Source organism: Wujia chipingensis (assembly GCF_014337155.1).
GTDB classification, from domain to species: Bacteria; Bacillota; Clostridia; order Lachnospirales; family Lachnospiraceae; genus Coprococcus_C; species Coprococcus_C hominis.
The window spans coordinates 539,112-564,829 of sequence record NZ_CP060632.1; the positions used below are offsets into that span (position 1 = coordinate 539,112).

At 39.7% G+C, this 25,718-nt stretch carries 26 protein-coding genes, 1 tRNA gene and 1 riboswitch; of the genes, 21 read left to right on the forward strand and 6 right to left on the reverse strand.

Going from position 1 to position 25,718, the window contains the following annotated elements:
• Window positions 1-69: 69 nt before the first annotated feature.
• Window positions 70-720: a metallophosphoesterase family protein gene (locus tag H9Q76_RS02655; RefSeq protein WP_249321537.1), complete on the forward strand. Its 651-nt coding sequence runs from the start codon at window positions 70-72 to the stop codon at window positions 718-720.
• Here H9Q76_RS02655 and H9Q76_RS02660 read toward each other — a convergent pair.
• Both H9Q76_RS02660 and H9Q76_RS02665 read right to left on the reverse strand, forming a co-directional pair.
• The gene (locus H9Q76_RS02660) at window positions 717-1,346 is read right to left on the reverse strand and encodes an L-2-amino-thiazoline-4-carboxylic acid hydrolase (RefSeq protein WP_249321539.1); all 630 of its coding nucleotides are present in this window, start codon (window positions 1,344-1,346) and stop codon (window positions 717-719) included. The two genes, H9Q76_RS02655 and H9Q76_RS02660, sit on opposite strands and share 4 nt — an antisense overlap.
• A gap of 30 nt (window positions 1,347-1,376) precedes the next feature.
• Window positions 1,377-2,024, reverse strand: a complete 648-nt coding sequence (locus tag H9Q76_RS02665; RefSeq protein ID WP_249321541.1) for a TetR/AcrR family transcriptional regulator — start codon at window positions 2,022-2,024, stop codon at window positions 1,377-1,379.
• A gap of 265 nt (window positions 2,025-2,289) precedes the next feature.
• Here H9Q76_RS02665 and H9Q76_RS02670 point away from each other — a divergent pair, with 265 nt between their 5' ends.
• From H9Q76_RS02670 to H9Q76_RS02720, 11 genes are all read left to right on the forward strand, one after another.
• Window positions 2,290-2,763, forward strand: a complete 474-nt coding sequence (locus H9Q76_RS02670) for an NADAR family protein (RefSeq protein WP_249321543.1) — start codon at window positions 2,290-2,292, stop codon at window positions 2,761-2,763.
• Window positions 2,764-2,927: 164 nt separating this feature from the next.
• The gene (locus H9Q76_RS02675) at window positions 2,928-3,983 is read left to right on the forward strand and encodes a Fic family protein (protein WP_249321544.1); all 1,056 of its coding nucleotides are present in this window, start codon (window positions 2,928-2,930) and stop codon (window positions 3,981-3,983) included.
• An 18-nt stretch (window positions 3,984-4,001) separates the two neighbouring features.
• The gene (locus H9Q76_RS02680) at window positions 4,002-5,504 is read left to right on the forward strand and encodes a class I SAM-dependent DNA methyltransferase (protein WP_249321546.1); all 1,503 of its coding nucleotides are present in this window, start codon (window positions 4,002-4,004) and stop codon (window positions 5,502-5,504) included.
• A 212-nt stretch (window positions 5,505-5,716) separates the two neighbouring features.
• Entirely contained in the window at window positions 5,717-6,886 is a 1,170-nt protein-coding gene (locus H9Q76_RS02685; RefSeq protein WP_249321548.1) for a restriction endonuclease subunit S, read from the forward strand.
• A 126-nt stretch (window positions 6,887-7,012) separates the two neighbouring features.
• Window positions 7,013-7,981 carry a site-specific tyrosine recombinase/integron integrase gene (gene xerA / locus H9Q76_RS02690; RefSeq protein WP_249321550.1) on the forward strand — a complete coding sequence of 323 codons (969 nt, stop codon included), beginning with the start codon at window positions 7,013-7,015 and terminating at the stop codon, window positions 7,979-7,981.
• 32 nt (window positions 7,982-8,013) lie between these two features.
• Window positions 8,014-9,120 (forward strand): restriction endonuclease subunit S, encoded by a 1,107-nt coding sequence (locus H9Q76_RS02695; RefSeq protein WP_249321552.1) that lies wholly within the window; start codon window positions 8,014-8,016, stop codon window positions 9,118-9,120.
• A 44-nt stretch (window positions 9,121-9,164) separates the two neighbouring features.
• On the forward strand, window positions 9,165-12,500 hold the full coding sequence (locus H9Q76_RS02700; RefSeq protein ID WP_249321554.1) for a DEAD/DEAH box helicase family protein: 3,336 nt from the start codon (window positions 9,165-9,167) through the stop codon (window positions 12,498-12,500).
• Window positions 12,501-12,517: 17 nt separating this feature from the next.
• Window positions 12,518-12,937, forward strand: a complete 420-nt coding sequence (locus H9Q76_RS02705) for a DUF1294 domain-containing protein (protein ID WP_330594725.1) — start codon at window positions 12,518-12,520, stop codon at window positions 12,935-12,937.
• A 66-nt stretch (window positions 12,938-13,003) separates the two neighbouring features.
• Window positions 13,004-13,363 (forward strand): YccF domain-containing protein, encoded by a 360-nt coding sequence (locus tag H9Q76_RS02710; protein WP_118373795.1) that lies wholly within the window; start codon window positions 13,004-13,006, stop codon window positions 13,361-13,363.
• Between the two features lie 16 nt (window positions 13,364-13,379).
• On the forward strand, window positions 13,380-13,838 hold the full coding sequence (locus H9Q76_RS02715) for a YaiI/YqxD family protein (RefSeq protein ID WP_249321555.1): 459 nt from the start codon (window positions 13,380-13,382) through the stop codon (window positions 13,836-13,838).
• 44 nt (window positions 13,839-13,882) lie between these two features.
• A complete protein-coding gene (locus H9Q76_RS02720; RefSeq protein ID WP_021985784.1) occupies window positions 13,883-14,260 on the forward strand; it encodes a PAS domain-containing protein in 378 nt (125 codons plus the stop codon).
• A gap of 167 nt (window positions 14,261-14,427) precedes the next feature.
• On the opposite strand, the gene H9Q76_RS02725 is transcribed toward H9Q76_RS02720, so the two are convergent.
• Window positions 14,428-14,498 (reverse strand) — tRNA-Trp (locus tag H9Q76_RS02725).
• Between the two features lie 158 nt (window positions 14,499-14,656).
• A riboswitch (purine riboswitch) is annotated at window positions 14,657-14,754 on the forward strand.
• Window positions 14,755-14,788: 34 nt separating this feature from the next.
• Between H9Q76_RS02725 and H9Q76_RS02730 the strand changes: the two genes are divergently transcribed.
• Together H9Q76_RS02730 and H9Q76_RS02735 are read left to right on the forward strand one after the other, a co-directional pair.
• Window positions 14,789-16,165 (forward strand): NAD(P)/FAD-dependent oxidoreductase, encoded by a 1,377-nt coding sequence (locus tag H9Q76_RS02730; RefSeq protein WP_118373792.1) that lies wholly within the window; start codon window positions 14,789-14,791, stop codon window positions 16,163-16,165.
• A gap of 190 nt (window positions 16,166-16,355) precedes the next feature.
• Window positions 16,356-17,501 carry a DUF4317 domain-containing protein gene (locus H9Q76_RS02735; protein WP_249321557.1) on the forward strand — a complete coding sequence of 382 codons (1,146 nt, stop codon included), beginning with the start codon at window positions 16,356-16,358 and terminating at the stop codon, window positions 17,499-17,501.
• A 1-nt stretch (window position 17,502) separates the two neighbouring features.
• Here the strand turns inward: H9Q76_RS02735 and alr are convergent, their stop codons facing one another.
• The gene (gene alr / locus H9Q76_RS02740; protein ID WP_249321559.1) at window positions 17,503-18,603 is read right to left on the reverse strand and encodes an alanine racemase; all 1,101 of its coding nucleotides are present in this window, start codon (window positions 18,601-18,603) and stop codon (window positions 17,503-17,505) included.
• Between the two features lie 179 nt (window positions 18,604-18,782).
• On the opposite strand from alr, the gene H9Q76_RS02745 reads away from it, so the two are divergent.
• The gene (locus tag H9Q76_RS02745) at window positions 18,783-19,457 is read left to right on the forward strand and encodes a YoaK family protein (protein ID WP_249321560.1); all 675 of its coding nucleotides are present in this window, start codon (window positions 18,783-18,785) and stop codon (window positions 19,455-19,457) included.
• Here H9Q76_RS02745 and H9Q76_RS02750 read toward each other — a convergent pair.
• Together H9Q76_RS02750 and H9Q76_RS02755 are read right to left on the reverse strand one after the other, a co-directional pair.
• Entirely contained in the window at window positions 19,454-20,767 is a 1,314-nt protein-coding gene (locus tag H9Q76_RS02750; RefSeq protein WP_118373786.1) for a sensor histidine kinase, read from the reverse strand. The genes H9Q76_RS02745 and H9Q76_RS02750 overlap by 4 nt on opposite strands.
• Before the next feature lie 11 nt (window positions 20,768-20,778).
• Window positions 20,779-21,519, reverse strand: a complete 741-nt coding sequence (locus H9Q76_RS02755; RefSeq protein ID WP_181985579.1) for a LytR/AlgR family response regulator transcription factor — start codon at window positions 21,517-21,519, stop codon at window positions 20,779-20,781.
• A 185-nt stretch (window positions 21,520-21,704) separates the two neighbouring features.
• Here H9Q76_RS02755 and H9Q76_RS02760 point away from each other — a divergent pair, with 185 nt between their 5' ends.
• The 6 genes from H9Q76_RS02760 to H9Q76_RS02785 all read left to right on the forward strand — a co-directional run bounded on the left by H9Q76_RS02760 (window position 21,705) and on the right by H9Q76_RS02785 (window position 25,702).
• A complete protein-coding gene (locus tag H9Q76_RS02760) occupies window positions 21,705-21,986 on the forward strand; it encodes a hypothetical protein (RefSeq protein WP_243023014.1) in 282 nt (93 codons plus the stop codon).
• 327 nt (window positions 21,987-22,313) lie between these two features.
• Window positions 22,314-22,478: an AgrD family cyclic lactone autoinducer peptide gene (locus tag H9Q76_RS02765; protein ID WP_118373784.1), complete on the forward strand. Its 165-nt coding sequence runs from the start codon at window positions 22,314-22,316 to the stop codon at window positions 22,476-22,478.
• Between the two features lie 15 nt (window positions 22,479-22,493).
• The gene (locus H9Q76_RS02770) at window positions 22,494-22,901 is read left to right on the forward strand and encodes a hypothetical protein (protein WP_249321562.1); all 408 of its coding nucleotides are present in this window, start codon (window positions 22,494-22,496) and stop codon (window positions 22,899-22,901) included.
• Window positions 22,902-22,984: 83 nt separating this feature from the next.
• The gene (locus H9Q76_RS02775) at window positions 22,985-24,055 is read left to right on the forward strand and encodes a hypothetical protein (protein WP_021985773.1); all 1,071 of its coding nucleotides are present in this window, start codon (window positions 22,985-22,987) and stop codon (window positions 24,053-24,055) included.
• 81 nt (window positions 24,056-24,136) lie between these two features.
• Window positions 24,137-24,838 (forward strand): hypothetical protein, encoded by a 702-nt coding sequence (locus H9Q76_RS02780; RefSeq protein ID WP_147341768.1) that lies wholly within the window; start codon window positions 24,137-24,139, stop codon window positions 24,836-24,838.
• Window positions 24,839-25,702 carry a hypothetical protein gene (locus H9Q76_RS02785; protein WP_021985771.1) on the forward strand — a complete coding sequence of 288 codons (864 nt, stop codon included), beginning with the start codon at window positions 24,839-24,841 and terminating at the stop codon, window positions 25,700-25,702. It begins immediately after the preceding gene.
• Window positions 25,703-25,718 lie beyond the last annotated feature (16 nt).

Here is a 25,718-nt window from a genome sequence, read left to right on the forward strand (position 1 = left end):
GCTATCTTGTCTGCGGATCAAAATAAGCATACAATAAGGACAGTGTTGGGGAAAGGGAGGAACGCTGACATGCGTTATTATATTGCAGATTTACATTTCTGCCATGAAAATTTGAATACACGTATGGACTGTCGCGGCTTTGAGAGCGGCGAAGCCATGAATGAATATATGATCGCACAGTGGAACTCACGTGTGCGGAAACGTGATGAAGTTGTAATCTTAGGAGATTTCTGTATTTCGAAAAAGGGTGAAGCAGCAAATGCCATTCTGGAGAGGCTGAATGGCAGGAAGTATCTGATCATCGGAAATCACGATTATTTTATTGCAAACAAACAATTTGATCCATCGCGTTTTGAATGGATTACGCATTATAGAGAAATCAATGATAACAATCGAAAGGTGATTCTCTGCCACTATCCGGTTATGTGCTACAACGGGCAGTACCGCCGGAATGCGAAGGGAGAACCGAAGACGTATATGTTGTACGGGCATGTACATAATACATATGACGAGTATCTGATCGATGAATTTCAGCGCCAGACGCGTGCATCCACGCGTCCGGTGCTTGGAAAAGCCGGCACGGAAGAAACGGTTTCCATCCCGTGCCAGATGATCAACTGTTTCTGTATGTTCTCGGATTATGTCCCGCTCACGCTCGATGAATGGATCGAAGTGGACCGGAAGCGGCGGGCAAGCATGAAGCGGGAGAGCGATTGTTAAGAATTTTTTCCCGGCGTCGAATCAATCCGGCTGTACCGGAAGTCACAGTGAGTTGCACCTTCTGCGATCGTCTGTGTCCGGACTAAGCGCATGTGCATCATGTCGGCAAGCACATAGTCCATGCGGCAGAGATATCTGGCGAGTTCGAAACATCCCTCATCCCGGCACAGACTGCAGATGCCGCATGTATGATAATCGTAGCCAAGCTCGAAATCATCATTCGCGCCGCCTTCTAAGATGTCAACGACCCAGTCATTTTCGTATTTGTGTTTATGGGAGTCGGCAGACCACTTTTTCCGGGCTGGAAGCTTCTTCGCATCGAGATAGCTGTCTGCATTTCCCATGACCTTGTGGAACAACTGATTAGCGGAGAGGCCGTCCTTATACAGGGCATAACATTCCTCCGGGGATAAGGTTGTGTTCCGGTTTAATGCGATGAAATATGCGCCCATGCAGTAGGAACTCATCAGCCGGGATTTGCCGATATCCTTGGCGCGCGTCAGGATGGCACGGTATTCCTGTTTGATCGCCTTGCTGTCAATCTGCAAATGCTGTCTTTTTGCCTGCTTCATGCAGGAGCTGTGATAAAAATATCCAAATAATTTCTGTGAGAATCCGTACTTCAACTAAATCATCCTTTCTTGGCAAAATCTATCTCAATGATTTGGCACATCTTGGACTTGTAATCCAAGCGTCGCTTCAATGCCGTGCATCAGCACATCCATCGCCTCTAAAAATGCCTGCTTCATCTCCTCGGTGAAGCCGTCCTTGCAGGTATCATCGGCGATCATCTCGCAGATCATCGAGAACTCAGACAGAGACAGCATGTAACATGTTTTTTCGGATAACTGATTCTTCGCAAGTCTGCGTACATATAATTCATGATAAAAGCGCGTTGCGAATTTGTTGCAGCGCGCGATATAAACTTTGCGGAAGTTCCGGATATAGGTGCCGGAATCATTCTTTAACAGCATGTGGAAGAGCTGCATATCATCTTCTAACAGCTCGAAAGTCCGGATGGATATGCGGGAATAGAATACCTGCATCAGCTGCTCGTCGGACATCGCCGAAAAGTCAATATCCAGCATGGACTCACTCAGTGCCATCAGCTTATTTCCGCTCTCTGCGAATATCTCGCCGAACATTTCTTCCTTCCCTGAAAAATGCTTGTATATCGCACCGGGGGTAATACCTGCCCGCGCAGCGATCTTTCGCATGGATGCTTCCTGATAGCCGCATTCCAAGAAAATCTCTTTCGCACTCTGTAAAATTGTTGCTCTGGTCGCTTTTGTGCTCTCGCGCATAATTGTACTCCTTTGGTAAACACTGTTTACTTTATAGCACAGGAAACGGGGAAATGCAAGGGGAATGTTGAGGTGAGGGAAAATAAAAAAGAAACGAGCAAGTCCTGTCAGGCGTAAGCCCTACCCGGTAAAAACCCGTTTCTTGTGTATCGATGGTATAACAAAACATAAAGGTTGTCAATTCGAATATTCAAAAAGAGGCATGACAATCGATAGATATGTGACTATAATAAAAAACAGGAAAAAGAAAGAGAGGAATAAAGGTATGAAGGTAATAACATTTCACAATCCGGATGAAGAGAATGGATATTTAAGTAATTGGTATCTGTCCGATTTTACAGTTGGTGATGTAAAATATACTTCTATGGAGCAGTATATGATGCACCAGAAAGCGGTTGTATTTGGAGACAATGAAATTGCAAAACAGATTCTTGCAACAGATGATGTCGCAGATATTAAGCAACTGGGACGAAAGGTGTCAGGTTATATAGATAATGTATGGAATGGCGTTCGCCAGATTATCATTTTTGAAGGACTTATGGCAAAATATTCACAGAATCCGGAGTTAGGAGAGAAGCTGAAAGCAACTGGAAATGCGATCCTTGCAGAGGCAGCAGTGAATGACAGAATCTGGGGCGTCGGATTGTCAATGAAAGATCCAAAAAGATTGGAACCAAAACAATGGAATGGACAAAATCTTATGGGATATGCAACAATGTTGGTACGAGAAAGAATTTAATTTTTTAGGGAACTTTTGTAGAAATTTGCAAAAGTTCCCTTTTTAATTATATCAAATCAATTTAATTTTATCATAAAAACAAAAATGATAAAATTAAACTTGACTTTGATAAAATTAAACAATATACTCAAACTATGTCAACAGAATATTATTGAGGTGATGTAATGAGACAATACGATTATCGAGAGAAGTGGAAAAAACTTTTAACACCGGAGATAGTGTCTTATATTGCACAAATTCATGAGTTTAGGGGGGAACAAAAGCTTTTTGTAGAAGCAAAGACAGATGCGCTAACACAATTGTGGGAGATAGCTAAGATTCAAAGTACGGAAGCGTCCAATAAAATAGAGGGTATTTATACATCTGATGAACGATTGCGGGCTCTTGTAAATGAAAAGACAAGACCGCAGACAAGAAATGAGAAGGAAATTGCGGGATATAGAGATGTACTAAATACGATTCATGATAGTCACGATCATATTCCGGTAAAACCATCTATAATATTGCAATTGCATAGGGATATGTATAAATTTGAGGGCTATGATTATGGCGGAAAGTATAAAATAGCGGATAACGTAATTGAAGAAGAAAATGAACATGGAGAAAAACGTGTACGTTTCAAGCCTGTGCCTGCATGGGAGACAGCAGAGGCGATGGAAAGATTATGTGAGGCATTTGATATTGCGATGGCAACACAGCAAATTGATCCGATTATATTGATTCCGATGTTTGTACTTGACTTCTTGTGTATTCATCCATTTAAGGATGGAAATGGAAGAATGAGCAGACTTTTGACATTGCTTTTGCTATATAGAGCAGGTTATATCGTTGGAAAGTATATTAGTATTGAAAAATTGATATCAGATACAAAGGAACTTTATTATGATAGTTTACAGCGAAGTTCGTATGGATGGTATGAGGAAGAAAATGATTATGAACCATTTACGAAGTACATGCTGGGAATTGTAGCTGCTGCATATCGGGATTTTTCATCAAGAGTAGCAATATTATCAAGAGATGGAATTTCAAAACCTGATCGTATACGCGAAATTATCAAAAGTACGATTGGAACGATTACGAAGACAGAAATTATGCGCAAATGTCCGGATATTAGTCAGGTGACAGTGCAAAGAGCTCTGGCGGAGCTTGTTGAGAAGGGTGAAGTATTGAAGTTAGGTGGCGGAAGATATACAAAATATACATGGAATAATGAATCATAGGACAGGAGAAATAAGAGGATGATTACAGGCGAGTTGAAAAACAAAATAGATGGTTTGTGGGATATATTTGCGGCCGGAGGATTGGTAAATCCGTTGGAGGTGATTGAGCAGATTACGTATCTCATGTTTATCCATGATTTGGATGATGTAGATAATACACGGGCAAAGGAAAGTGCTATGCTCGGATTACCATTTCAAAGTATCTTTGCAGAGGAAGTAAAGATTGGCGAAAGAACGATAGATGGAACACAATTAAAGTGGTCAGTATTCCATGATTTTCCGGCAGATAGGATGTATTCAATCATGCAGGAATGGGTATTCCCTTTTATAAAAACTTTGCATAGTGATAAGAACAGTGCATATTCCAAGTATATGGATGATGCAATATTTAAGTTGCCGACGCCATTGGTATTGTCAAAGGTTGTAGATTCATTGGATGAAATCTATAGTATGATGAATGAGATTCAGACAGCAGATGTTCGGGGAGATGTATACGAATATTTGTTGTCAAAGATTGCACAATCTGGCAGAAATGGGCAGTTTCGAACACCGAGACATATTATTCGGATGATGGTGGAAATGATGAATCCAACCGCAGATGAAGTAATATGTGATCCGGCATGTGGTACATCGGGATTCTTGGTTGCTGCAGGTGAATATTTGAAAGAAAATCGAAGAGATGAAATCTTCTTTGATAAAAAGAAAAAAGAACATTATATGAATCAGATGTTTCATGGATATGATATGGACCGGACAATGCTTCGTATTGGTGCAATGAATATGATGACGCATGGAATTGACAATCCGTTCATTGAATATCGGGATAGTTTATCTGATCAAAATTCGGATAAGGATATGTATTCGCTTGTATTGGCGAATCCGCCATTTAAGGGAAGTTTGGATGCAGAGTCAGTATCGGGCGATCTATTGAAAGTGTGCAAGACGAAAAAAACGGAATTGCTGTTCCTTGCATTATTCTTACGAATTATGAAGATTGGGGGAAGATGTGCATGTATCGTACCGGATGGCGTTTTATTTGGTGGATCTACGGCACACAAGTCAATACGGAAAGAAATCGTAGAAAATCAGAGATTGGAAGCAGTAATCTCTATGCCTTCAGGGGTATTTAAGCCATATGCAGGAGTATCAACGGCTATTTTGATTTTTACAAAGACAGAACATGGTGGAACCGATCAGGTATGGTTCTATGATATGACAGCGGATGGATTCAGTCTGGATGACAAACGTGCACCGGTTGCCGAAAATGATATTCCGGATATTATTGAACGGTTTAGAAATCTGGATAAAGAGGCAGATAGAAAACGTACAGATAAATCGTTTATGGTACCGAAAAAAGATATCGTAGATAATGCGTATGACTTGAGTATCAATAAATACAAGGAAGTTGAGTATGTACCAGTAGAATATCCGCCGACATCGGAAATTATGGCGAATATTCGCGGTATAGAGGAAGAAATACGCAAGGAAATGGACGAGCTGGAGAAGTTGTTGAAGGAGTAGAGGAAATAAAAAGCCAACCCTAGGAGCAAAGGATTCTAAGCATATATAAATATGCCTACTCCCATTTGGGAACCCAGCTTTTATCCATCACAAGTTGGCTAGTGTTAATATAACAAATAAAAAGTATATGTCAAGATTTTTGAATTATACTGTTTATGAATTGTAAAAAAAGGAAAGGGAACCACAAATTCGGATTTGGTGGGATGATGGAGATGAGATATATAGCAAAAGATATACCGTTGTGGCAAGTAACTATATGGGACAAAAAATTTAATAATGTTGACAAGAAGTGGCAACCCAAAACTATAAAGTACAAGTATTTGCTTTCGGATGAGTTGGATTCGTTAAGAGTCGATGATGGAGATGTTAGAATTCTTTATACTGGTAAAGATGTAGGCTTTACAACTGAGGAACTTGCTGGAGATAGATTGAGTGAAGGGGAAATCATATCTATACCTTGGGGAGGTATTCCTACTGTAAAATATCATAAAGGAAAGTTTGTAACTGGTGATAATAGAATTGCTACAAGCAAAGATATTGATAAATTGACAAATAAATATCTATATTACTTTATGAGAGGTAATATTCATGAAATAGCATCTTATTATAGAGGTGCCAGTTTGAAACATCCATGTATGAAAGATATTCTAAAAATGACAATATCATATCCGAGTGTTCAAGAACAGGATAAGATATGTGGTCAGTTTGATGTACTAGAGCAAATTATTGAGGTAAGAAAACAAGAATTACAGTTGCTGGATGACCTCATCAAGGCCCGATTTGTCGAGATGTTTGGTGATCCAGTATCAAACTCTAATGGTTTACCTGAATCAACATTACCAGAACTTGGTGAATTTGGACGTGGTATATCAAAACATAGACCTAGAAATGATCCTAAATTATTAGGCGGCGATTATCCTTTGATTCAAACGGGGGATGTTGCAAATGCAGGCTTGTATATTACATCATATAGTAGTACATATTCTGAACTAGGATTGAAACAGAGTAAGATGTGGGATAACGGCACTCTTTGCATTACGATTGCTGCCAATATTGCAAAAACATCAATACTGAAATTTGATGCTTGTTTTCCGGATAGTATTGTTGGATTTAATGCTAATGAAAAGACAAACAATATATTTATTCATTATTGGTTTTCGTTTTTTCAGGCAATACTTGAATCGCAAGCTCCTGAGTCGGCACAGAAAAATATTAACCTTAAAACACTTAGTGAATTAAAGGTTATTGTGCCTGTAAAAGATAAGCAGGATAAATTCGTTGAGTTTATTAAACAAGTCGACAAATCAAAAGTTGCAGTACAGAAGGCGTTGGATGAGACACAGATGTTATTTGATAGTTTAATGCAAAAATATTTTGGCTAAAATAACTTATAAAAAAATCATGATAATAATGTAAATCAATATTCTATCAAGAATGCATTAATGCAGTGGAAAGAATATAAGAAAAATGGTTGGATGATGCTGGTATCGACAAAAGGAGATATTAGCATGGATGAAAAAATAGTAAAAGTACTGAATGAAATGTCAGAGTTCTTGTCTATTGCACAGATGAAAAAATTACAGGAAGTGATATTGAAAACATTTGCAGAGAATGAAGTAGAGCATTCGAATATTTCCAATGATGAATTTTTAGATATGTTTCTAGCTGCGAAGCGCGTGGAAGGGTGTTCAGATCGGACGATACAATATTACCGAGTGACGATTGAACACATGTTTACACAGATTGAAACCGCAGTACGAAAGATAACGACAGAGGAAATTCGTGTTTATTTAGCAGAGTATCAAAAAAGAAATAATTGTTCAAATGTGACGATAGATAATGTCCGAAGGAATATTTCAAGCTTTTTCTCTTGGCTTGAAGAGGAAGATTATATATTGAAAAGTCCGATGAAGAGAATTCACAAGATAAAAACTAAGAAAGTTGTAAAGAACACGATATCGGATGAGGGGATAGAAAAACTTCGCGATAATTGTAGAGAAATACGTGACCTTGCAATTATAGATTTGTTATATTCCACTGGCATACGAGTTGGTGAATTGGTAAATTTGAATATTGACGATATAGATTTGGAAGGACGAGAATGTGTGGTCTATGGTAAAGGGGATAAGGAAAGACGGGTATATTTTGACGCAAAGGCAAAGGTTCACTTAAAAAAATATATAGCTACACGTAGGGATAATAATGTTGCATTATTTGTAACTTTGGATGCACCATATGATCGTTTGAAAATTAGCGGAGTTGAAATAAGATTAAGAGAGCTTGGACGGAAACTAAATTTGGAAAAAATACATCCGCATAAATTTCGAAGAACAATGGCAACGAGAGCTATCGACAAAGGTATGCCGATAGAGCAGGTACAGAAAATACTTGGACATTCGCAAATAGATACTACCATGCAGTATGCAATGGTAAACCAGAATAATGTGAAATCATCCCATCAGAAGTATATTGCGTGATATGCAAATTCGGATTTGGTGGGATGATAAGGATGAGATATAAATTAAAAGATATATTCGATTTGCAGATTGGGAAGACGCCGTCTCGCAATAATTCAGAATATTGGAATACAGAAGACCACAAATGGATATCAATAGCTGATTTAACCAGGACAGGTAAATACATATCAGAAACCAAAGAATATCTTTCTGAGAACGCAATTCAAAAAAGTGGAATAAAAGTTATTCCTGCAAATACTGTTGTAATGAGTTTTAAATTATCTATTGGAAAAACTGCGATTACTGCTGAGGATATGTATTCAAATGAAGCGATTATGGCTTTTCTTGATAAGCATGTTGTGGAGGTCTTACCAGAATATATATTGTATATGTTTAAATTTAAAAATTGGGACGAAGGTAGTAATGAAGCGGTAATGGGAAAGACTTTAAATAAGGCTATTTTATCTGAAATAGAGATTGATATTTGTCCAATAGAAGAGCAACGTGTAATAGTTGATGTTCTTGATAAAATGATGTTGGCTTTAGAAAACAGAGAAAATGAATTATTTTTATTAGATGATCTCATCAAAGCCCGATTTGTCGAGATGTTCGGGAACTCGGTTTTGAATGAAAAAGGGTGGATAACTGATACAGTTGATAATTTGTGTAAAGAAATATATGGTGGCGGGACACCCTCAAAAGTTCATCCTGAATATTATAAAGATGGTGATATACCATGGGTCTCTTCAAAGGATATGAAAACAGATATATTGACTGACAGTCAGATAAAGATTAACCAAATGGGTGTAGAGAATAGTACTGCAAGAATGGTTCCTGTGAATTCTGTGATTATGGTCATTAGAAGTGGTATATTAAAGCATACTTTGCCAGTTGCGATAAATGCTGTTCCAATAACAGTTAATCAAGATTTAAAGGTGTTTATACCAAGTGAACGAATACTTACGAGATTTTTAGCGGTTCAGTTTAAAATGCATGAAAAGGATATCTTGACGGGTGTTAGAGCGGTTACTGCGGATAACATAGAGTTTAATTCATTGAAACAAAGAAAACTAATTGTACCATCAATTGAACTCCAACAGGAGTATGTATTATTTTTAGAACAAGTCGACAAATCAAAAGTTATTGAGATAATAAAGTGAAAATCATGTATCAAATAACCATACACCTGAAAGGAGGCTGTTGTATGATTACAAACTTTGACTATTTGAAAAAAGAATCAAAATTTTCTGCATTTGCGGATGTGGCTATTACAGCAGAGAAGATCATTCTGATGGATCCGGAATCCAGTATTATCAATAGCCGTCGCGCAATGGAATTCGCCATAAAATGGATGTATTCCGTGGATAAAGATTTGGAGATGCCATATCAGGATAATTTGCAGAGTTTGATGAATGCGGAAGATTTCAGACAGTTGGTAAGCGCAGATTTGCTGAAACGTATGGATTATATTCGCAGATCGGGAAATAATGTGGCACATAGTAACAAAAAGCTTGGCAGAGATGAAGCAATGCTATGTCTTGAAAATTTGTTTATTTTTCTGGATTATGTAGCTTGTTGTTATGCAGATGAATATAGAGAACGTACATTTGATAAAGATATAATTACAGCCAGAATTGACAAGATAAAGGCATCTAAGGAAGCAGAGAAAAAAGAGAAATCCGAGCGGGAAGAGATAGCCCTGCAAGAAGTTGATTTGAAGAAATTAATTGCGGAGAATGCTTCTTTGAAAGAAGAATTGTCGAAGCGAAGACAGGAAAATCAACCGACATATGTACCGAAACCACTGGATTTGTCAGAGTATAAAACAAGGAAGCTTTACATCGATTCCATGCTTGTAGATGCTGGTTGGAAAGAGGGAGAAGACTGGATAAACGAAGTGGAACTTTCTGGAATGCCAAGTAAGTCGGGAAATGGTCGTGCAGATTATGTCCTTTACGATGATATGCAGCGACCGTTAGCTGTAATTGAGGCAAAACGTACATGTGCAGATGTTTCCAAGGGCAGACAACAGGCAAAATTATATGCGGATATCCTGGAAAAACAATATCATCGCAGACCGGTTATTTTCCTGACCAACGGGTTTGAAACACATATTATCGATGGACAATATCCGGAACGAAAGTGTTCCATGATTTATTCGAAACGGGATTTGGAAAAGTGGTTTAATTTACTTGCTATGCGCACAAGATTGAACCATATAACTGTGGATAAAAGCATCGCAGGACGTTATTATCAGGAGGCGGCAGTGAAAGCTGTCTGCAATAGCTTTGACGAGAAGAATCGTAGAAAGTCGTTGCTTGTAATGGCAACGGGATCTGGAAAAACAAGAACGATCATTGCGCTTTGTAAGGTGTTATTAGATCATGGATGGGTCAAAAATATTTTGTTCCTGGCAGATAGAAATTCACTTGTTACACAAGCAAAGCGTAATTTCGTGAATCTGCTTCCGAATCTTTCTTGTACGAATCTTGTGGAGGAAAAGGATAATTATAATGCGCATTGTGTATTCTCAACGTATCAAACTATGATGAATTGCATTGATACAGTGAATGACGATCAGGGGAAATTATTTACATGTGGGCATTTTGATCTGGTAATTTGCGATGAGGCACATCGTTCAATTTATAACAAATACCAAAATATTTTTACTTATTTTGATGCTCCTTTAGTTGGATTAACCGCAACACCGAAGGATGAGATTGATAAAAATACATATGGAATATTTGAATTGGAAAATGGTGTTCCAACCTATGGATATGATTTGGCTCAAGCGGTGAAGGATGGATATCTGGTCGATTACGTATCGGTTGAATCGCAGTTGAAATTCATCACCCAGGGCATTGTGTATGATGAATTATCAGAAGAGGACAAGGAAGCTTATGAGGCGACTTTCGAAGACGAAAACGGAGAAATACCGGAATCAATAGGTGCAGCAGCATTAAACGAATGGATTTTTAATGAAGATACAATTAAGCAGGTACTTAATATTTTAATGACAAATGGATTAAAAATTGACTATGGTCAGAAGATTGGAAAGACAATTATTTTTGCAAAAAATCATTATCATGCAGAACGGATATTGGAAGTATTTCATAAGGAATATCCACATTTGCCCGATTATGCAAAGGTTATTGACAATTATATGACATATGCCCAAAGTGCAATTGATGAGTTCTCAGATCCAAAGAAAATGCCTCAGATTGCAATATCGGTAGATATGCTGGATACTGGTATCGACGTTCCGGAGGTGTTGAATCTGGTGTTCTTCAAAAAGGTTATGAGTAAGGCAAAATTCTGGCAGATGATTGGACGAGGAACGCGATTATGCCCAGGGCTGTTGGATGGAGAAGATAAGCAGAAGTTTTATATTTTTGATTTTTGTGGTAATTTTGAGTTTTTCAGATTGCATAAAGGAAAAGCAACAGCAAACATGCTTGCATTGCAAGGAGCAATATTCAATTTGCAATTTGATATGGCATATAAATTACAGGATATAGTATATCAGGCAGATCATTTGCGGGCGTTCCGAGAATCACTGGTTCGACAAATGAGTGAGAAAGTACAGGAATTGCCGCGCGATAATTTTGCTGTACGTCAGCATCTGAAGTATGTTGACCTGTATTCTTCTGAAAAGAGCTATCAGGCACTTTCATACGAAGATACATTACTTGTTCGAGAGGAAGTCGCTCCATTGATACAGCCGGATGGAGATGAAGCAAGTGCTGTTCGGTTTGATGCCCTGATGTATGGAATTGAACTCGCTTATTTAGCAGGAAAGAAATATTCAAAAGCCAGAAGTGACTTGTTTAAGCGGGTGGAGCGTGTCGCAAGTATAGCCAATATTCCGGAGATTCAGGCGCAGGAGGTATTGATAAATAAAATCTTACATACAGATTATGTGGAGAATGGTGGAATTAATGAGTTTGAAGAAATCCGCAAGAAGCTGCGTGGATTGATGAAATATATTCCAAATGATAATGTCGTAAGATATATAACAAATTTTACGGATGAATTGTTGTCAATGGATTGGAATGATGCAGAACTTGACAATGATGAATTGAAAAATTATAAAGCAAAAGCGGAGTATTATGTACGCAACCATCAAGATAATATAGCGATTGCAAAGCTTAAAACGAATCAGCCATTGACGAGTGTAGATGTTCAGAGTTTGGAAGCAATTTTGTGGAAAGAAGTTGGAACAAAGCAAGATTACGAGTACGAATATGGAACGAAACCGCTCGGTGAGTTTGTGCGTGAAATTGTAGGATTGGATATGAATGCGGCAAAGGAGGCATTTTCTGAATATCTTACCGATACGAGTCTGGATGAAAGGCAGATTTATTTTGTGAATCAGATTGTTGAGTATATTGTACATAATGGAATGATGAAAGATATGTCGGTACTACAAGAATCTCCATTTACGGATAAAGGAAGTGTAGTAGAGATATTCACAGACTTAAATGTATGGATGGGGATACGAAAGGTGATTGACGAAATTAATGCGAATGCGGCAGCATAAGAAAAGGCATAAATACTATGAAACTACATGAAAAAACAACCAAATCAAATGCGATGCTTCATGTCACACTTGCCTGTACCTTGGTGATTGCCATTGTGATATTCTTATTCGCAAAAGGCTATGTGGCAGACAAGCTGACATTTAACATTGTAAGATACATGAGCCAGAGGAAGATTCTGCTATTATATCTGGGCGTCATCAATCTCGTAACGTTTATCTTGTTTGGCATTGACAAGTATGCGGCGATCAAGGGAAAATGGAGAATCCCGGTGGCGACTTTGTTAGGATTTTCATTTGCTGGAGGTGCGATCGGTGGTATAATTGCGATGTACTTATTTCATCACAAGACACAGAAGAATTATTTCGCAGTGGGACTTCCGATGATGATCGTGACACAGATTGTGGTGCTGTTTTATTGTATGAATGCACCGTGGTAAGCCAATATAGTCTGGAAGCAAACCACAAAAACAAAGAATAAAAATACTATGGGAGAAAACAAAAACATGGGTATACTTGGAAATATTTTATGGTTTATATTTGGCGGCTTTGCAGCCGGGCTTTCGTGGGTGATTGCGGGAATCGGCTGGTGTATTACGATCATAGGAATTCCAATTGGTTTGCAGTGCTTTAAGTTCGCTGGGCTTGCATTCTTCCCGTTTGGCAAGGAAGTTACATATGGTGGCGGGGCGATGAGTCTTATCGCGAATATATTCTGGCTGCTCTTGACGGGGATCCCGATGGCGATTGCAGATGTAGTCTGGGGATGTATCTTGTGCATTACGATTATAGGTATTCCATTCGGAAAGCAATTTTTCAAGCTCGCGAAATTATCGCTGATGCCATTTGGGGCAACGGTTGCATAGTAAGAGGAAATAGATCATGCAAATATTTGTAGATGCCGATGCCTGCCCGGTCGTGCGTATCGTGGAGGAAATCGCAGAAAAATATCATATCCGGACGACACTGCTTTGCGACACGAATCATGTCCTGAACTCTGATTACAGTGAGGTGATCGTGGTTGGTGCCGGCGCGGATGCAGTGGATTACAAGCTGATTAGTCTTTGTCATAAGGGCGATATCGTTGTGTCGCAGGATTATGGTGTGGCGGCGATGGCACTTGGGAAAGGTGCGTATGCGATCCATCAGTCTGGGAAATGGTACACAGACGCGAACATTGACCAGATGCTGATGGAGCGGCATTTGAACAAGAAAGCACGGCGCAGTTCCGGGAAGAATCATATGAAAGGTCCACGGAAAAGAAACGAGGAAGATGATGTAAGATTTGCAGAATCATTTGAGAAGTTGGTGTTGAAAGGGAAAACTTGGAATTTACAATGAAGCACGCGGATGTGCCCAAAAGACAAAAAAGGAAAGTGAACGTTATGAAAGAATTAAACGCATATTTTAAAAGCATTATTGATCAGGAACGGGTATCGGTTGTGATCTGTAACCTACAGCATGAAATTATTTACATGAACCCTGCAGCAATTAAAAATTATGCAAAGCGCGGTGGCGAGGCACTCATAGGGAAAAGTCTGCTTGCCTGTCATAACCCGGAATCGAACAAGCGGATTCAACAGGTGGTTGATTGGTTTGCAGCAGATGTAAGTCACAATATTGTATATACCAGTTACAATGCAAAGCAGAACAAGGACGTATACATGGTGGCTTTGCGGGACAGTGAGCAGAAATTAATCGGATATTATGAGAAACATGAATATCGTGACCGGGAGACGATGAAGTTTTATGATATGCAGTAGCTCAATACACAATACAATGCGTATATTCAATTCAACACGCTATCTGGATACAGCGAAACATGAGGATGATGGAAAACTGATCTAACTGATTGATGTTCTGGATGCATGCAGTAAAATGTTATAAACAAAAAGCCTTGAAACACAATGTTTCAAGGCTTTTTCACAAGCAGGGGATGAGAGAATCGAACTCCCGCCAAAGGTTTTGGAGACCCCTATCATACCATTTGACCAATCCCCTATAATTGGGTGTGTCCGTAAGACACATGTATCATTATACAGTTTTATCGACATTTGTCAAGAATTAAATTTCGCGAATTGCAGGAAAAAATTTATAAAGAGGCTATAAAAAGAGAGAAAAAACGATTGTGTATTCCTATTTATTATGATAGAATAAATTAAATCTATGAATCAAATAGGCGTATATGTTCATAATATGGTTGAACGTTTCTACCAACTACCGTAAAGAGTTGACTACGAAAACAATTGTTTCGTGGTCTTTTTTTATGTTTTGATTTTGGGAGGTTATTTATGAAGTATGATGTGATCGTAATTGGTGCAGGACCGGGCGGTATTTTCTCTGCGTATGAACTGGTACAGAAAAATCCAGATTTAAAGATTGCTGTGTTTGAAGCAGGACATGCATTGGACAAACGGCATTGCCCGATTGATGGAGATAAGGTGAAAAGCTGTATCGGCTGTAAGAGCTGCTCAATCATGAGCGGGTTTGGTGGTGCAGGCGCATTTTCGGATGGAAAATATAATATTACAAATGATTTTGGCGGTACGCTTTATGAGTATATTGGCAAGAAACAATCGCTCGAACTGATGAAGTATGTTGATGAGATCAATATGCGTTATGGTGGCGAGGGCACGAAGCTCTATTCGACGGCGGGTACACGGTTCAAGACGGTATGCATTCAGAATGATCTGCATCTGCTTGATGCATCTGTACGTCATCTGGGGACGGATATCAACTATGTCGTGCTTGGAAATCTGTATGCATATCTGAAGGATAAGGTGGAGTTTTTCTTCGATACACCAGTGAATTCGGTTGTCGCAGAAGCGGCGGGCGGCTACACGGTTGTCTGCAAGGATGCATCCTATACATGTGAGAATTGCATTATATCGGTTGGACGAAGCGGAAGCAAATGGATGGAGAAGATTTGCGATGATCTGGAGATTCCAACGAAATCAAATCGTGTGGATATTGGTGTGCGCGTGGAGCTTCCGGCAGTTGTATTTGCGCATCTGACCGATGAACTTTACGAGAGCAAGATTGTGTACCGGACTGAGAAATACGGCGACCGCGTGCGTACCTTCTGTATGAATCCAAAGGGGGCTGTTGTAAATGAAAATACAAATGGCATCATCACTGTAAATGGTCACAGCTATGAAGATCCGGAGAAGCAGACGGAGAATACAAATTTTGCATTGCTTGTGGCAAAACATTTTTCAGAGCCGTTCAAGGATTCAAATGGGTATGGTGAGAGTATTGCCAGACTTAGCAACATGCTTGGTGGCGGTGTTATCGTACAACGGTTTGGTGATCTGATCCGAGGCAGGCGCTCGACACAGAGTCGGATTGATGAGGCGTTTATCACACCGACGCTCAGTGCAACACCGGGGGACCTGAGTCTGGTGCTTCCAAAGCGTATCTTAGATGGCATTATCGAGATGATCTATGCGCTTGACAAGATTGCACCGGGTACAGCAAACGAGGACACACTGCTCTATGGCGTGGAAGTCAAATTCTACAATATGGAAGTTGATGTGGATGAGAAACTGGAGACACGTCATAAGGGACTATATATTATCGGAGATGGCAGTGGAATCACGCATTCGTTGTCACATGCATCTGCCAGCGGTGTCTATGTGGCTCGAAATATAACGGATTTTGTGAAATAAAGTAAATATATGGTATAAATTCCGGTGATTTTATGCTATCATTATTAAATTAAAGTAGAATCAGTGTAAAGTTGCGAAAGAAAAAGGCACTGCTCGTGATTTGGCAGTGCCTTTTCTTTTGGTATGTGGTGAAAACTGCCCATTGTGGTTTAACTTGGATGAAGAACAAATCAGAGTTAGGAGATAGAACATGATACAGAACGAAGTAACTGAGATAAAAAAGATTATGACGAAGAACGACTGCTGCATTCACGGGCTTGCCGGATGCTATGTCGATGCGAATAAAGAGATGCATATTTTGGAGCAGGGAAAATTCCTTGTTCTGCAGGAGGAAGAACAGCACAAATATTTTGATCTGATCAAGAAGGGATTGTCCGGGCGGATCGGTAAGAATCTGCTGAATCTTGTGTTTCGTACAGAAAATGGAATTACAGTGCCAAACCGTGATACACTCATGCAGGTGTTAAACAGTGAACTGAAAGATCCACAGGTGTTGCAGGCATATTTTGAGAAGATACGCGATTCGTATGCGTATGTGGATAATTATTATATTATGCTGGTGTATGGTGTCTACGATGTACCGGGAAAGACCGCGGACGGAATCGAGATGGAGGATGCATCCGATGTCGTGTACAAGTTCAACCTGACATTACTTTGTCCGCTCAAACCATCGAAGGCAGGTCTGATGTACAACCCGGTCGATAACAGTCTGGAGAATGCGATGCGGAATATGATGGTCGAGCTGCCGATGAACGGATTCTTATTCCCGGCATTCAACGAGAGGATGAGTGATGTGCACGCAGCACTTTACTATACGAAGAAACCATCTGAGTTAAATGACAGTCTGCTTATGGATGTGTTTGGCTGTGAGATTCCGGCGACCGCCGGTAAGCAGAACGAGATGTTTATCAATGCGATCGAAGCCGTGGAGGAGATGACATTTGATAAGGCGAAGGCAATATACTCGAACATGCGGGAGCATGAGATGGAGTTAAAGGACAGCCAGGAGGAAGTCGTGGTTGATAAGAAAGAAACGGCGCGTATCTTAGAGGAAAGCGGATTTGAAGAAGAGGAGATTCAGGCGTTCACGAAGACCTTCGATGAGGCAACCGAAGAGAACGGAAAGGTACTCTTAAGCAATGTGTTCGAAGGAAGTAATAAGCTGAAGATCAAGTCGGGCAAGACAGAGGTCTCCCTTCCGGTTGAACATACGGATGCGATTGAAGTACGCAAGATCGATGGCAAGAACTGCATCGTGATTGAAATCAGTGATGACTTACTTGTAAATGGTGTGAAGATCAATAAATTTGATGGACCGATTGATCTTTCTATATAATCTAGCAGTACACCCGTGGAACTGCGGAATTCACAAAGAGCGGATTGATCCGGAATGTCACAGAGTCCCCGATAGAGACGGGAGCTTTGGACACATCTAAGATACATGAATTCATACTGATCTGACCAAGAACTGGCAGGGTTTGACCTTCAAACTCTGCCGTTTGTTTTTTCTGGAAGCAGGCATGCTTGCACAGGCGAAGCAGACGAAGCGGCGAGGGATGTTTCGGAGCAGCCTCGCGTGTCATACCAAGTCCGTGAAAATATCCAGCCGATACGACAGCCGTTGTAGAAGCTTTGGTCAGACGGCAGGTTTTGCCGTAGCCGATGTTGTGTCCGGCAGGAAGCTCATATACGTCGTCCACACTTGCTGTCAGGTCGCAGACATTTTCAAATCCACAGGAATTGGAAACGGCGAGACGACCGAGAAATGCGGAACCGATACGGACCGCATCCAGATTCATATACGGAAAACGGACGAGGGAGGAAGAGGAGGAGATATGACGTATCCCAAGTGGAATCCCTGCGTCCGTCAGAGTAGTGCAAAGGTTGTTAAAATCCTCAAACTGCTTTTTGACAAATCGCTCATTCTTGCAACATGCGGCGTAGAAATGGGAATAGATTCCCGTGACCTGCACGTGCGTCATGGCATGTACAGTGTTGATGATGTCGCCAATCTGCGAGGTTTTGCTGCATAAGAAACCATAACGCCCAAAGCCTGTATCGATGCACAGATGCGCATGGGCGCAAAAATGATTTAAGCGTGCGGCAGTATTCTCCAAGATCTGCCCGCATGAAACGCTTGTGATACTGAGTGTGATGTCGTGTTTGATCGCGCGTGTAATATCTTCTGGATGATAAAGTGGTGTCAGAAGCAGAATCTCCCCGAAGATTCCTTTCTCTCGAAGTTCGATGGCATCCGCAAGCTCCGTGACTGCGAAATGTCGGATTCCGCGTGCCTGTAAGAATGTCGCAAATTTGCACAGCCCCAAGCCGTATGCGTTCCCCTTTAATACGGCTATGATCTGTGCGTCAGCAGCCAGAGATTTGATGATCTCGATATTGTGTTCCAAAGCACGAATTCGAATATTTAAGGTTGTCATCGTCATTCCTCCTTTTTTAGCCAGCGGTGCAAAAACTATGTTAAAATATTTCACTCTTGTATCTGCTTGCAGTATAGTGTATTATTGCATCGAAGTTGTATCATAACTGTAACGAAGTTGCAAAAGATTTGTTTACAACTTGCATATTTTGAAAAGAGAAATATATAGAGGTAACTACGATGGAGACATTATCAAGACATGCAAAGATTCAGACGTCGGAGACATTTTTATTAAGTTCGATTCTGGCGTTGTCAGGGGGATTTCAGGATGCGTACACATACAATGTGCGAAATGGCGTATTCTCGAATGCACAGACCGGAAATGTTGTGCTGATGAGCCAGCATCTGATGGAAGGAAACTGGATGCGCGCGCTGCACTACTTGTTCCCGGTGCTTGCGTTTGCATTTGGTGTACTCGTGGCAGAACGGATTGGACATACTTATAAGAATGCGAGAAAGATCCACTGGCGGCAGATCGTTGTTTTGATTGAGATATTGATTTTATTAGCGGTTGGTTTTATGCCGCAGAAGTTCAACATGGCGGCGACGATGCTCGTGTCGTTTGCCTGTGCGATGCAGGTTCAGACGTTCCGGAAGGTAAATGGCTATGGCTATGCGAGCACGATGTGTATCGGAAACTTAAGAAGCGGAACCGAGAGCCTGTCCGTCTATATCCGGGAGCACCAGAAGGGGGCACTTCGCAAGGCACTGCATTACTATGGAATCATATTGATCTTTGCAGTCGGTGCCGGTGCCGGTGGAATCTGCTCAATGCAGATCGGCGTGCATGCAATCTGGATATCCTGTGTCCTGTTGCTTGCCGGATGTCTGCTTATGATTAAGGAGGAACGTTAAAAATATCGTTTTCTGTTAAGAATCGGAATAACGATCATGGTTTCAAAGGAATCCTCGATATATTGACTCCGCATGTAACCATGATATTTTTCCGTGATGATCTTTATATTTGCCAGACCGTACCCGTGATCCATTCGGTGATCCGGGTACTTTTTTATTTGGTCTTCCGGCAGACAGGTGTTGCGCATATGTATAACAAACGTATTATTTTCAGAGATACATACATTGAAATGCACATATCGGTTCGGATTTCTGGATTTACAGACCGCTTCGGATGCGTTATCCAGCATATTTCCGACGATCGTACACAGGTCATAGTCCGAGACCGGAATCTGAGTTGGTTGCAATGTAATCTTTTGGGAAAAGGCAAATTGCTTCTCTTTTGCGAGCATCTCGAAGCTACTGATGAAGGCATCCAATACAAGGTTGCCGCTGTTGACACTGATATAATTCGCTTCTATGTCGTTGATCGCAGAGTGAAGATATGCATCTAACTGCTCCGTCTGTTGCTTCTTAAGCATCTCGGAGATTGCAAAATAATGGTTCTTCATATCGTGTACGATGCTGCGGGTTTTCTTGTAGGCGGTTCCCAATTGGAAATATTTTTCCTGCTGAAAATCAATCTGTCTGCGCATAGAAAGGTTTTCGTCCTTGATCTGCTCCATCTTAAAACAATTATCCAACAGACAATAATTCAATATATTTAACAGGGCAATCGCTAAATAGGCAATGATCATATAGTACGCATTGTTTGACTGGTAATTGCTGCGGACAGGAATACAAAGGGTAATTACCAGAGAAAGCACGGGCGTCGTAAATAATAACAGGTTGTATTTATAATCGTGATATTTTATGTGTCGGTTCCAGAAGAAAATCACAACCAGAATCAACAGGAACAGCATGATCTTGGAACCGAGATTCATGAGGATCGAAAGCTGGCGGAGAGGGAGATCTATAACTGCCGGGTTTATTATTTTCACCAGAAACAGGAAAAAGCTTTCTCCAAGCAGAGCAAGAATCTGGAAGGAAATGGATACAAATATGCGGTTTGACAGGCGCGTCCTGTATAGGAAGGTCAGTGCAAAGGTCGTAAGCAGACTTACGGTGCTTGTGGCTATTGTAAATTGCTTGGATGGCAGTCCGGTGCACAGAACCTGGTTTACATAGATAAGTACCTCCATAATAAGGAAGCACGCAATATAGAGCGGATAAGCGGTACGACGGTTTTCCTTATGGAAGATGCCATTCATATAGATAATGATTATGCCCATATCAAAGAGATAGGTAAGTGCTTCAATCGCGTAATACATAGTGCGCCCTCCTAATTTAACTCGTTTAATTCTACGAGGTGATTCATGTAAATAGAAAGTAGTTCCCGTCTGGCATTTCGACTCAGAGGAATTCGCTCCTGATTGTCTAAAACAACGAATTTGTCCTCAAAATAATGTACATGCTTCAGATTCAGAAGGATACTGCGATAACATTTGTAAAAGTGCTGGGAGGCAAGCGTTTCCTTCCAGTATGAAAGCGTTCCGCGCACAGAGATCGTGTGGTTTGTAAGATGAAACAGTAAAGTCTGTGTATCACTGTTTTCAACCTCGATATAGAGAAGATCCTGAATATAGATCGTCGTTTCTCCTTCTGTTGTAGACACGATGGAATAGATTGTGTGACTTTGTTCGATTTCATTGATTGCGTTCTTCAGCACTTCTTCGACATCCTCTGTGGTGTATGGTTTCGTCAGATAATAAAATGCCCGGACTGTAAAGCTTTTTTGCATGTATTCCGGATAATTGCTCACGAACACGAGCAAGGCATAACGGTCGATGGTGGAACGCAGGATGCTTGCGGTATCCAAACCGTTTAGCTCTGGCATTTCTACATCCATGAAAATTAACTGATATTGTCCTTTTTCTGTATAGGAATCTAAGAATGTTCTTCCGCTTGTAAATGTAGAGATAGAAACTTCCACATCAAACGCAAAATAAAAATGTGTGATACAGGATTTTAAATATTCAATTGCTGCTTCGTCATCGTCACAGATTGCAATGTTCAGTTTCATTGAGATCCCCCTTTGCTGATTCGCCCCAATAATTGGTTTATCCATATTACGATAACACAAAAGAACATAATCTGGATAGAATCAAATCTAAAAAAGTTAAAAAATATAAGGTACAAGCTTAGTAGCATTATCGAATATATTGCAGTCAGGTATTTTAATCGACGTTTCTTCTTTTGAGTCAGGCGATGGCTTTTTGTATCTATAGGTGCAAGGATGATGATGGCAATCAGCAATACACAGAAACACCAGAAGGCTGGAAATGTCTGGATTGCAGGGATTGGCAGATAGATCGTGATAATTATTCCAATACAGAAGGTGAGATAAGAAATAATATCACATATGCCGCGCGAAGATGCATGCATGCCTCCGGCAAGCATCTTGAGTGGAGACATTGTAAAAACGTAGACGAGTGCCAGCCATCCATGATGGAAAAAGATTCCAAGAATCAGAAGGCTGAGATTATATAGGAATAAGTCGAAACAGAAGTCAAAGCAGTATATGTAAGCTGCCCGTTGCTGAAACGGTAGAACGTGATTATCGATAAATATATCCGTGATTTTTACGCTGAGCGTTTCTGTAATTTTCATTCGATTTACCTCCATATAAGCATCATAACATAGAACAATTGGTAATATATAATTTCCCGTAAATGGTCAAAAACGGGGGGTAAAATGCACTTTACTCCCCGTTTTTGACCATTCGCAGAAAAAATGAAAGAAGCATCTGTGCGTATGATAGGATAAAAATGGGTTTAATAAGAAATTCAAATAATTATTTACAGGAGGGAAAAGAGCATGAAAAAAGTACTGGAATTTCTTGTCAGGCATAGTGGAAAGCTATGCGCATTCGCGATTGGTGTAGCAGCTATTGCACCGGAATGCTGTCGTGGAAGCTGGTATGAACCAGAAGAACCAGAGGGGCTGGAAGAAGTATTGAAGAAAAGTGGAAAAGTACAGTAGAGGAGGTAATGAATTATGAGAAAGATAATATCAAAAATAGCATTAGCATTTGCTATATTTGGATGTTTGGGAAGTGGAGTTGCTCGAGCTGGGAATATTTCGTTAGATGTTACGGCATCTAATATTTCAGGGGTAGCATCAAAGGATCCTTATTCAAGAAAAGAGGCTAAAGGAGATAATGACCAGAAATTTTATATAAAATTAACGTCATTAACCAATGGTCCATCATTAAACTTTACATCATACTCTAGCGATCACGTAAGGGTGTCTACAGCGTTGACGTACCCTGGTCATCTTTTGGGTACTACAAAAAGCCATAATTATGATTTGGTAGAAGCAAAACGTGGACATCAATATTATGTATATGCTTCCGCACCTATGAATTATGCAAATGTTCACGGAAAAGGAAATTATTGTCCATAAATTTTGAGTGAAATATAAAGCGGTTTGGAACAAAATAAAACGTCTCAAATCGCTTTATTTGTATGATGGAGGTAACTGGCTTTATGAAAAAGAAATTGGTTGTTATGTGCATGCTGTTTATAACATGCGTGGTGACTTCCTGTTCAGGAAATAATAATGGGAAAACAGAAGCTGATAATATACAAACGCAGACATTCCCGCAACAGTATCGATATAGTTCGGAACATTTACGTATTGATTTACAAGAAATAACACCTCAGGAAGTAAGCTGGAAGAATGGAACCGCGACGGAATGTTCGTTGGATTATGAAAAAGTAGGCAGAGTGTTTATGCCGGATGATGGTAGCAATACATTGGATGCGGAGGCACAAATGATATCAAGTAATGCGGTGTCGGATGGCGTCAGTGAATCTTTTTTTACATGGGGATTGGATTCCTGTACCTATACGGATTTGGAATATCTGGAATTGAATGCATGTTTGAAAACGGACAGGTTTTATTCAGATTATAATTTGTCAGAATATACGGATTCGAAAGAATTTACGTTTGCTTCTGAAGAAGCTGCAAAGCAGGAAATATATGAAATCATGGATTCGTGTGGCATAGATTTAAAAAAAGATTTTACATGTGAAACGTATTATTTGGATCATGAAATTTTGCAGCAACAGGAAGAACATATAGATATGGATGGAAATCAGCAGGAAGAGGAGTATAAGACGGATTGGTCGGAAGAAAATGATACCTATTTGTTCTATTTTCATCATGTGTATTCTGGGCTTCGTGATTTTCAGGGTAATTCCTTTTGGCAGGAAAGTGCACAGGATTTAAATGCACAAATCACAGTTATGTATAATAAAAAAGGAATTATCTTTTGCTATATACAAAACTTGTATGATTATACATCAATGAATGAAAGTGAATCTTTATTGAACTTTGATGCAGTTATGCAATCTGTGATTGAATATTTTGAAGGTATTGTGGATGGAGCGGATCGGGAAGTGATTTCGGCAGAACTGATAGTAGACCATATGAAAGATGGAAAAACACTGATTCCTGTATGGGCGTTCCAAATAAATGAAAAACCATTGAATGATTCGGAGTATCAATATGAATTACGTGTGAATGCAATAACAGGAAAAATTATAGTGCAATAAATGAGAGGGAAAATTATGCTATTGAGGTATTTGAAAATAGATGTGCGACGAGCATTTGGAAATTGGAGATTCCCAATATGTGTGATTATAATTAGTGTACTGCTTCTTTATAACAAAGATGAGCCAGCGGATGTTGTTTCGTGGATGAATCATGTAAATACGATGCAGTTGTTGTTTATCGCAATGGGGATAGCATCGGTACCATATGTTGGTAGTTATATAGATGACAACTGTCATAAATTTCGGATTCAAATGGAACTGCGCAGTAATCATCGGGAATATTATATTATTTCGAAGATGTTAGTTGTATTCATTTCGACACAGATCACATTTATATTAGGCTTTTTGATTACGTTACAAATAAACTATATCCGATTGGGGATGCCGGATGAAACACAGTGGTTTGAAATACTGGATTTGGAGCGCGCATATATGCAGTACTTAAAAGAAGGAAGAACAGGTCTGTATTTTGCAGTTTGTATCTTCCATATGTCAGTACTGGCAGGCTTTATGTCATTGCTTGGGTTGTTTGTGTCAGAGTTTGTGAACAATAAAATCGCGGCATATACATTTCCGCTATTATGTGTGTATGTACAGGATATTTTAATGCAAAGATTACTTGGATGGCAAAGAGGTGCAGTCATTTCGTGGAAGGCATTAGGGGTGAATCAGTTGGAAATGACACTTTCAGGACAGCAACCATCAACATTTTTCTTCCAAATATGTTGTTACATATTCATTGTCAGTTATTGTATTAATTATAAGAATGGAAGGAGAAAGTGAATGGCGAATGTTCAAAAAATAATAAAAACAGCTGCTTATGACAGCATTAAAAAAATGCGTTCCTTTCGATTCATAAGTGCTGTAATGATGGTAGTCGGATTAGTGTTAGCAGTCACGTCGGGAATGGATCAATTAATTGGGGATGTGAATGAAAAAGTAAGCATCTGGATTGTTCCTCATATATTTAGTAATACATTTTTTGCGGCATTTTACGGAATTATTATATGTTATCTGTTATCGGATATTCCTTATTTTAATGCGAATGAATTATATTACATTTCAAGAATGGGACGAAAAAAGTGGTTTATGGAGAAAATGCTATCCATGATACTATCCATGTTTATGTTTACAATTATTTCGTTTGCTGTATGCGTACTTGTATTTGTTCCCAAAATCAACTTTACAATGGAATGGGGAAAAGTAATACATACAATGGCATATTCAACCAATTTGTATTCCTATAATCTGATGAATCTGGTATCACCGAGTATTTTGATGAATTATAAGCCGATCACGGCAATGGAAACCTGTTTCTTGATGGTATGGCTGGTTTCGGTCATGGTAGGATGTGTGATGTTTGCAATAAGTATCTGGTTCAATCGTACAGTGTCAATCGTAGTGGTTTTGATGCTGTCTTTGTTAGGGTTATCGGAAGGCCTGTTTTTTACCCAACGCTGGCTGCCATTTCTTTCGATATTTACATGGTATCGAATATCAGTATACGGAGAAACAATATTTATGGATTGGCAGTATCCGAAACAATATGTATATGTGATTTTGATAATCTGCATAATGTGTTTATCGTTTTTTGCGGCATATAGAAGAATCAGGCATACTGAATTTGATTGGATCAATGAAACGTAGGCATGGAGGTTTGATA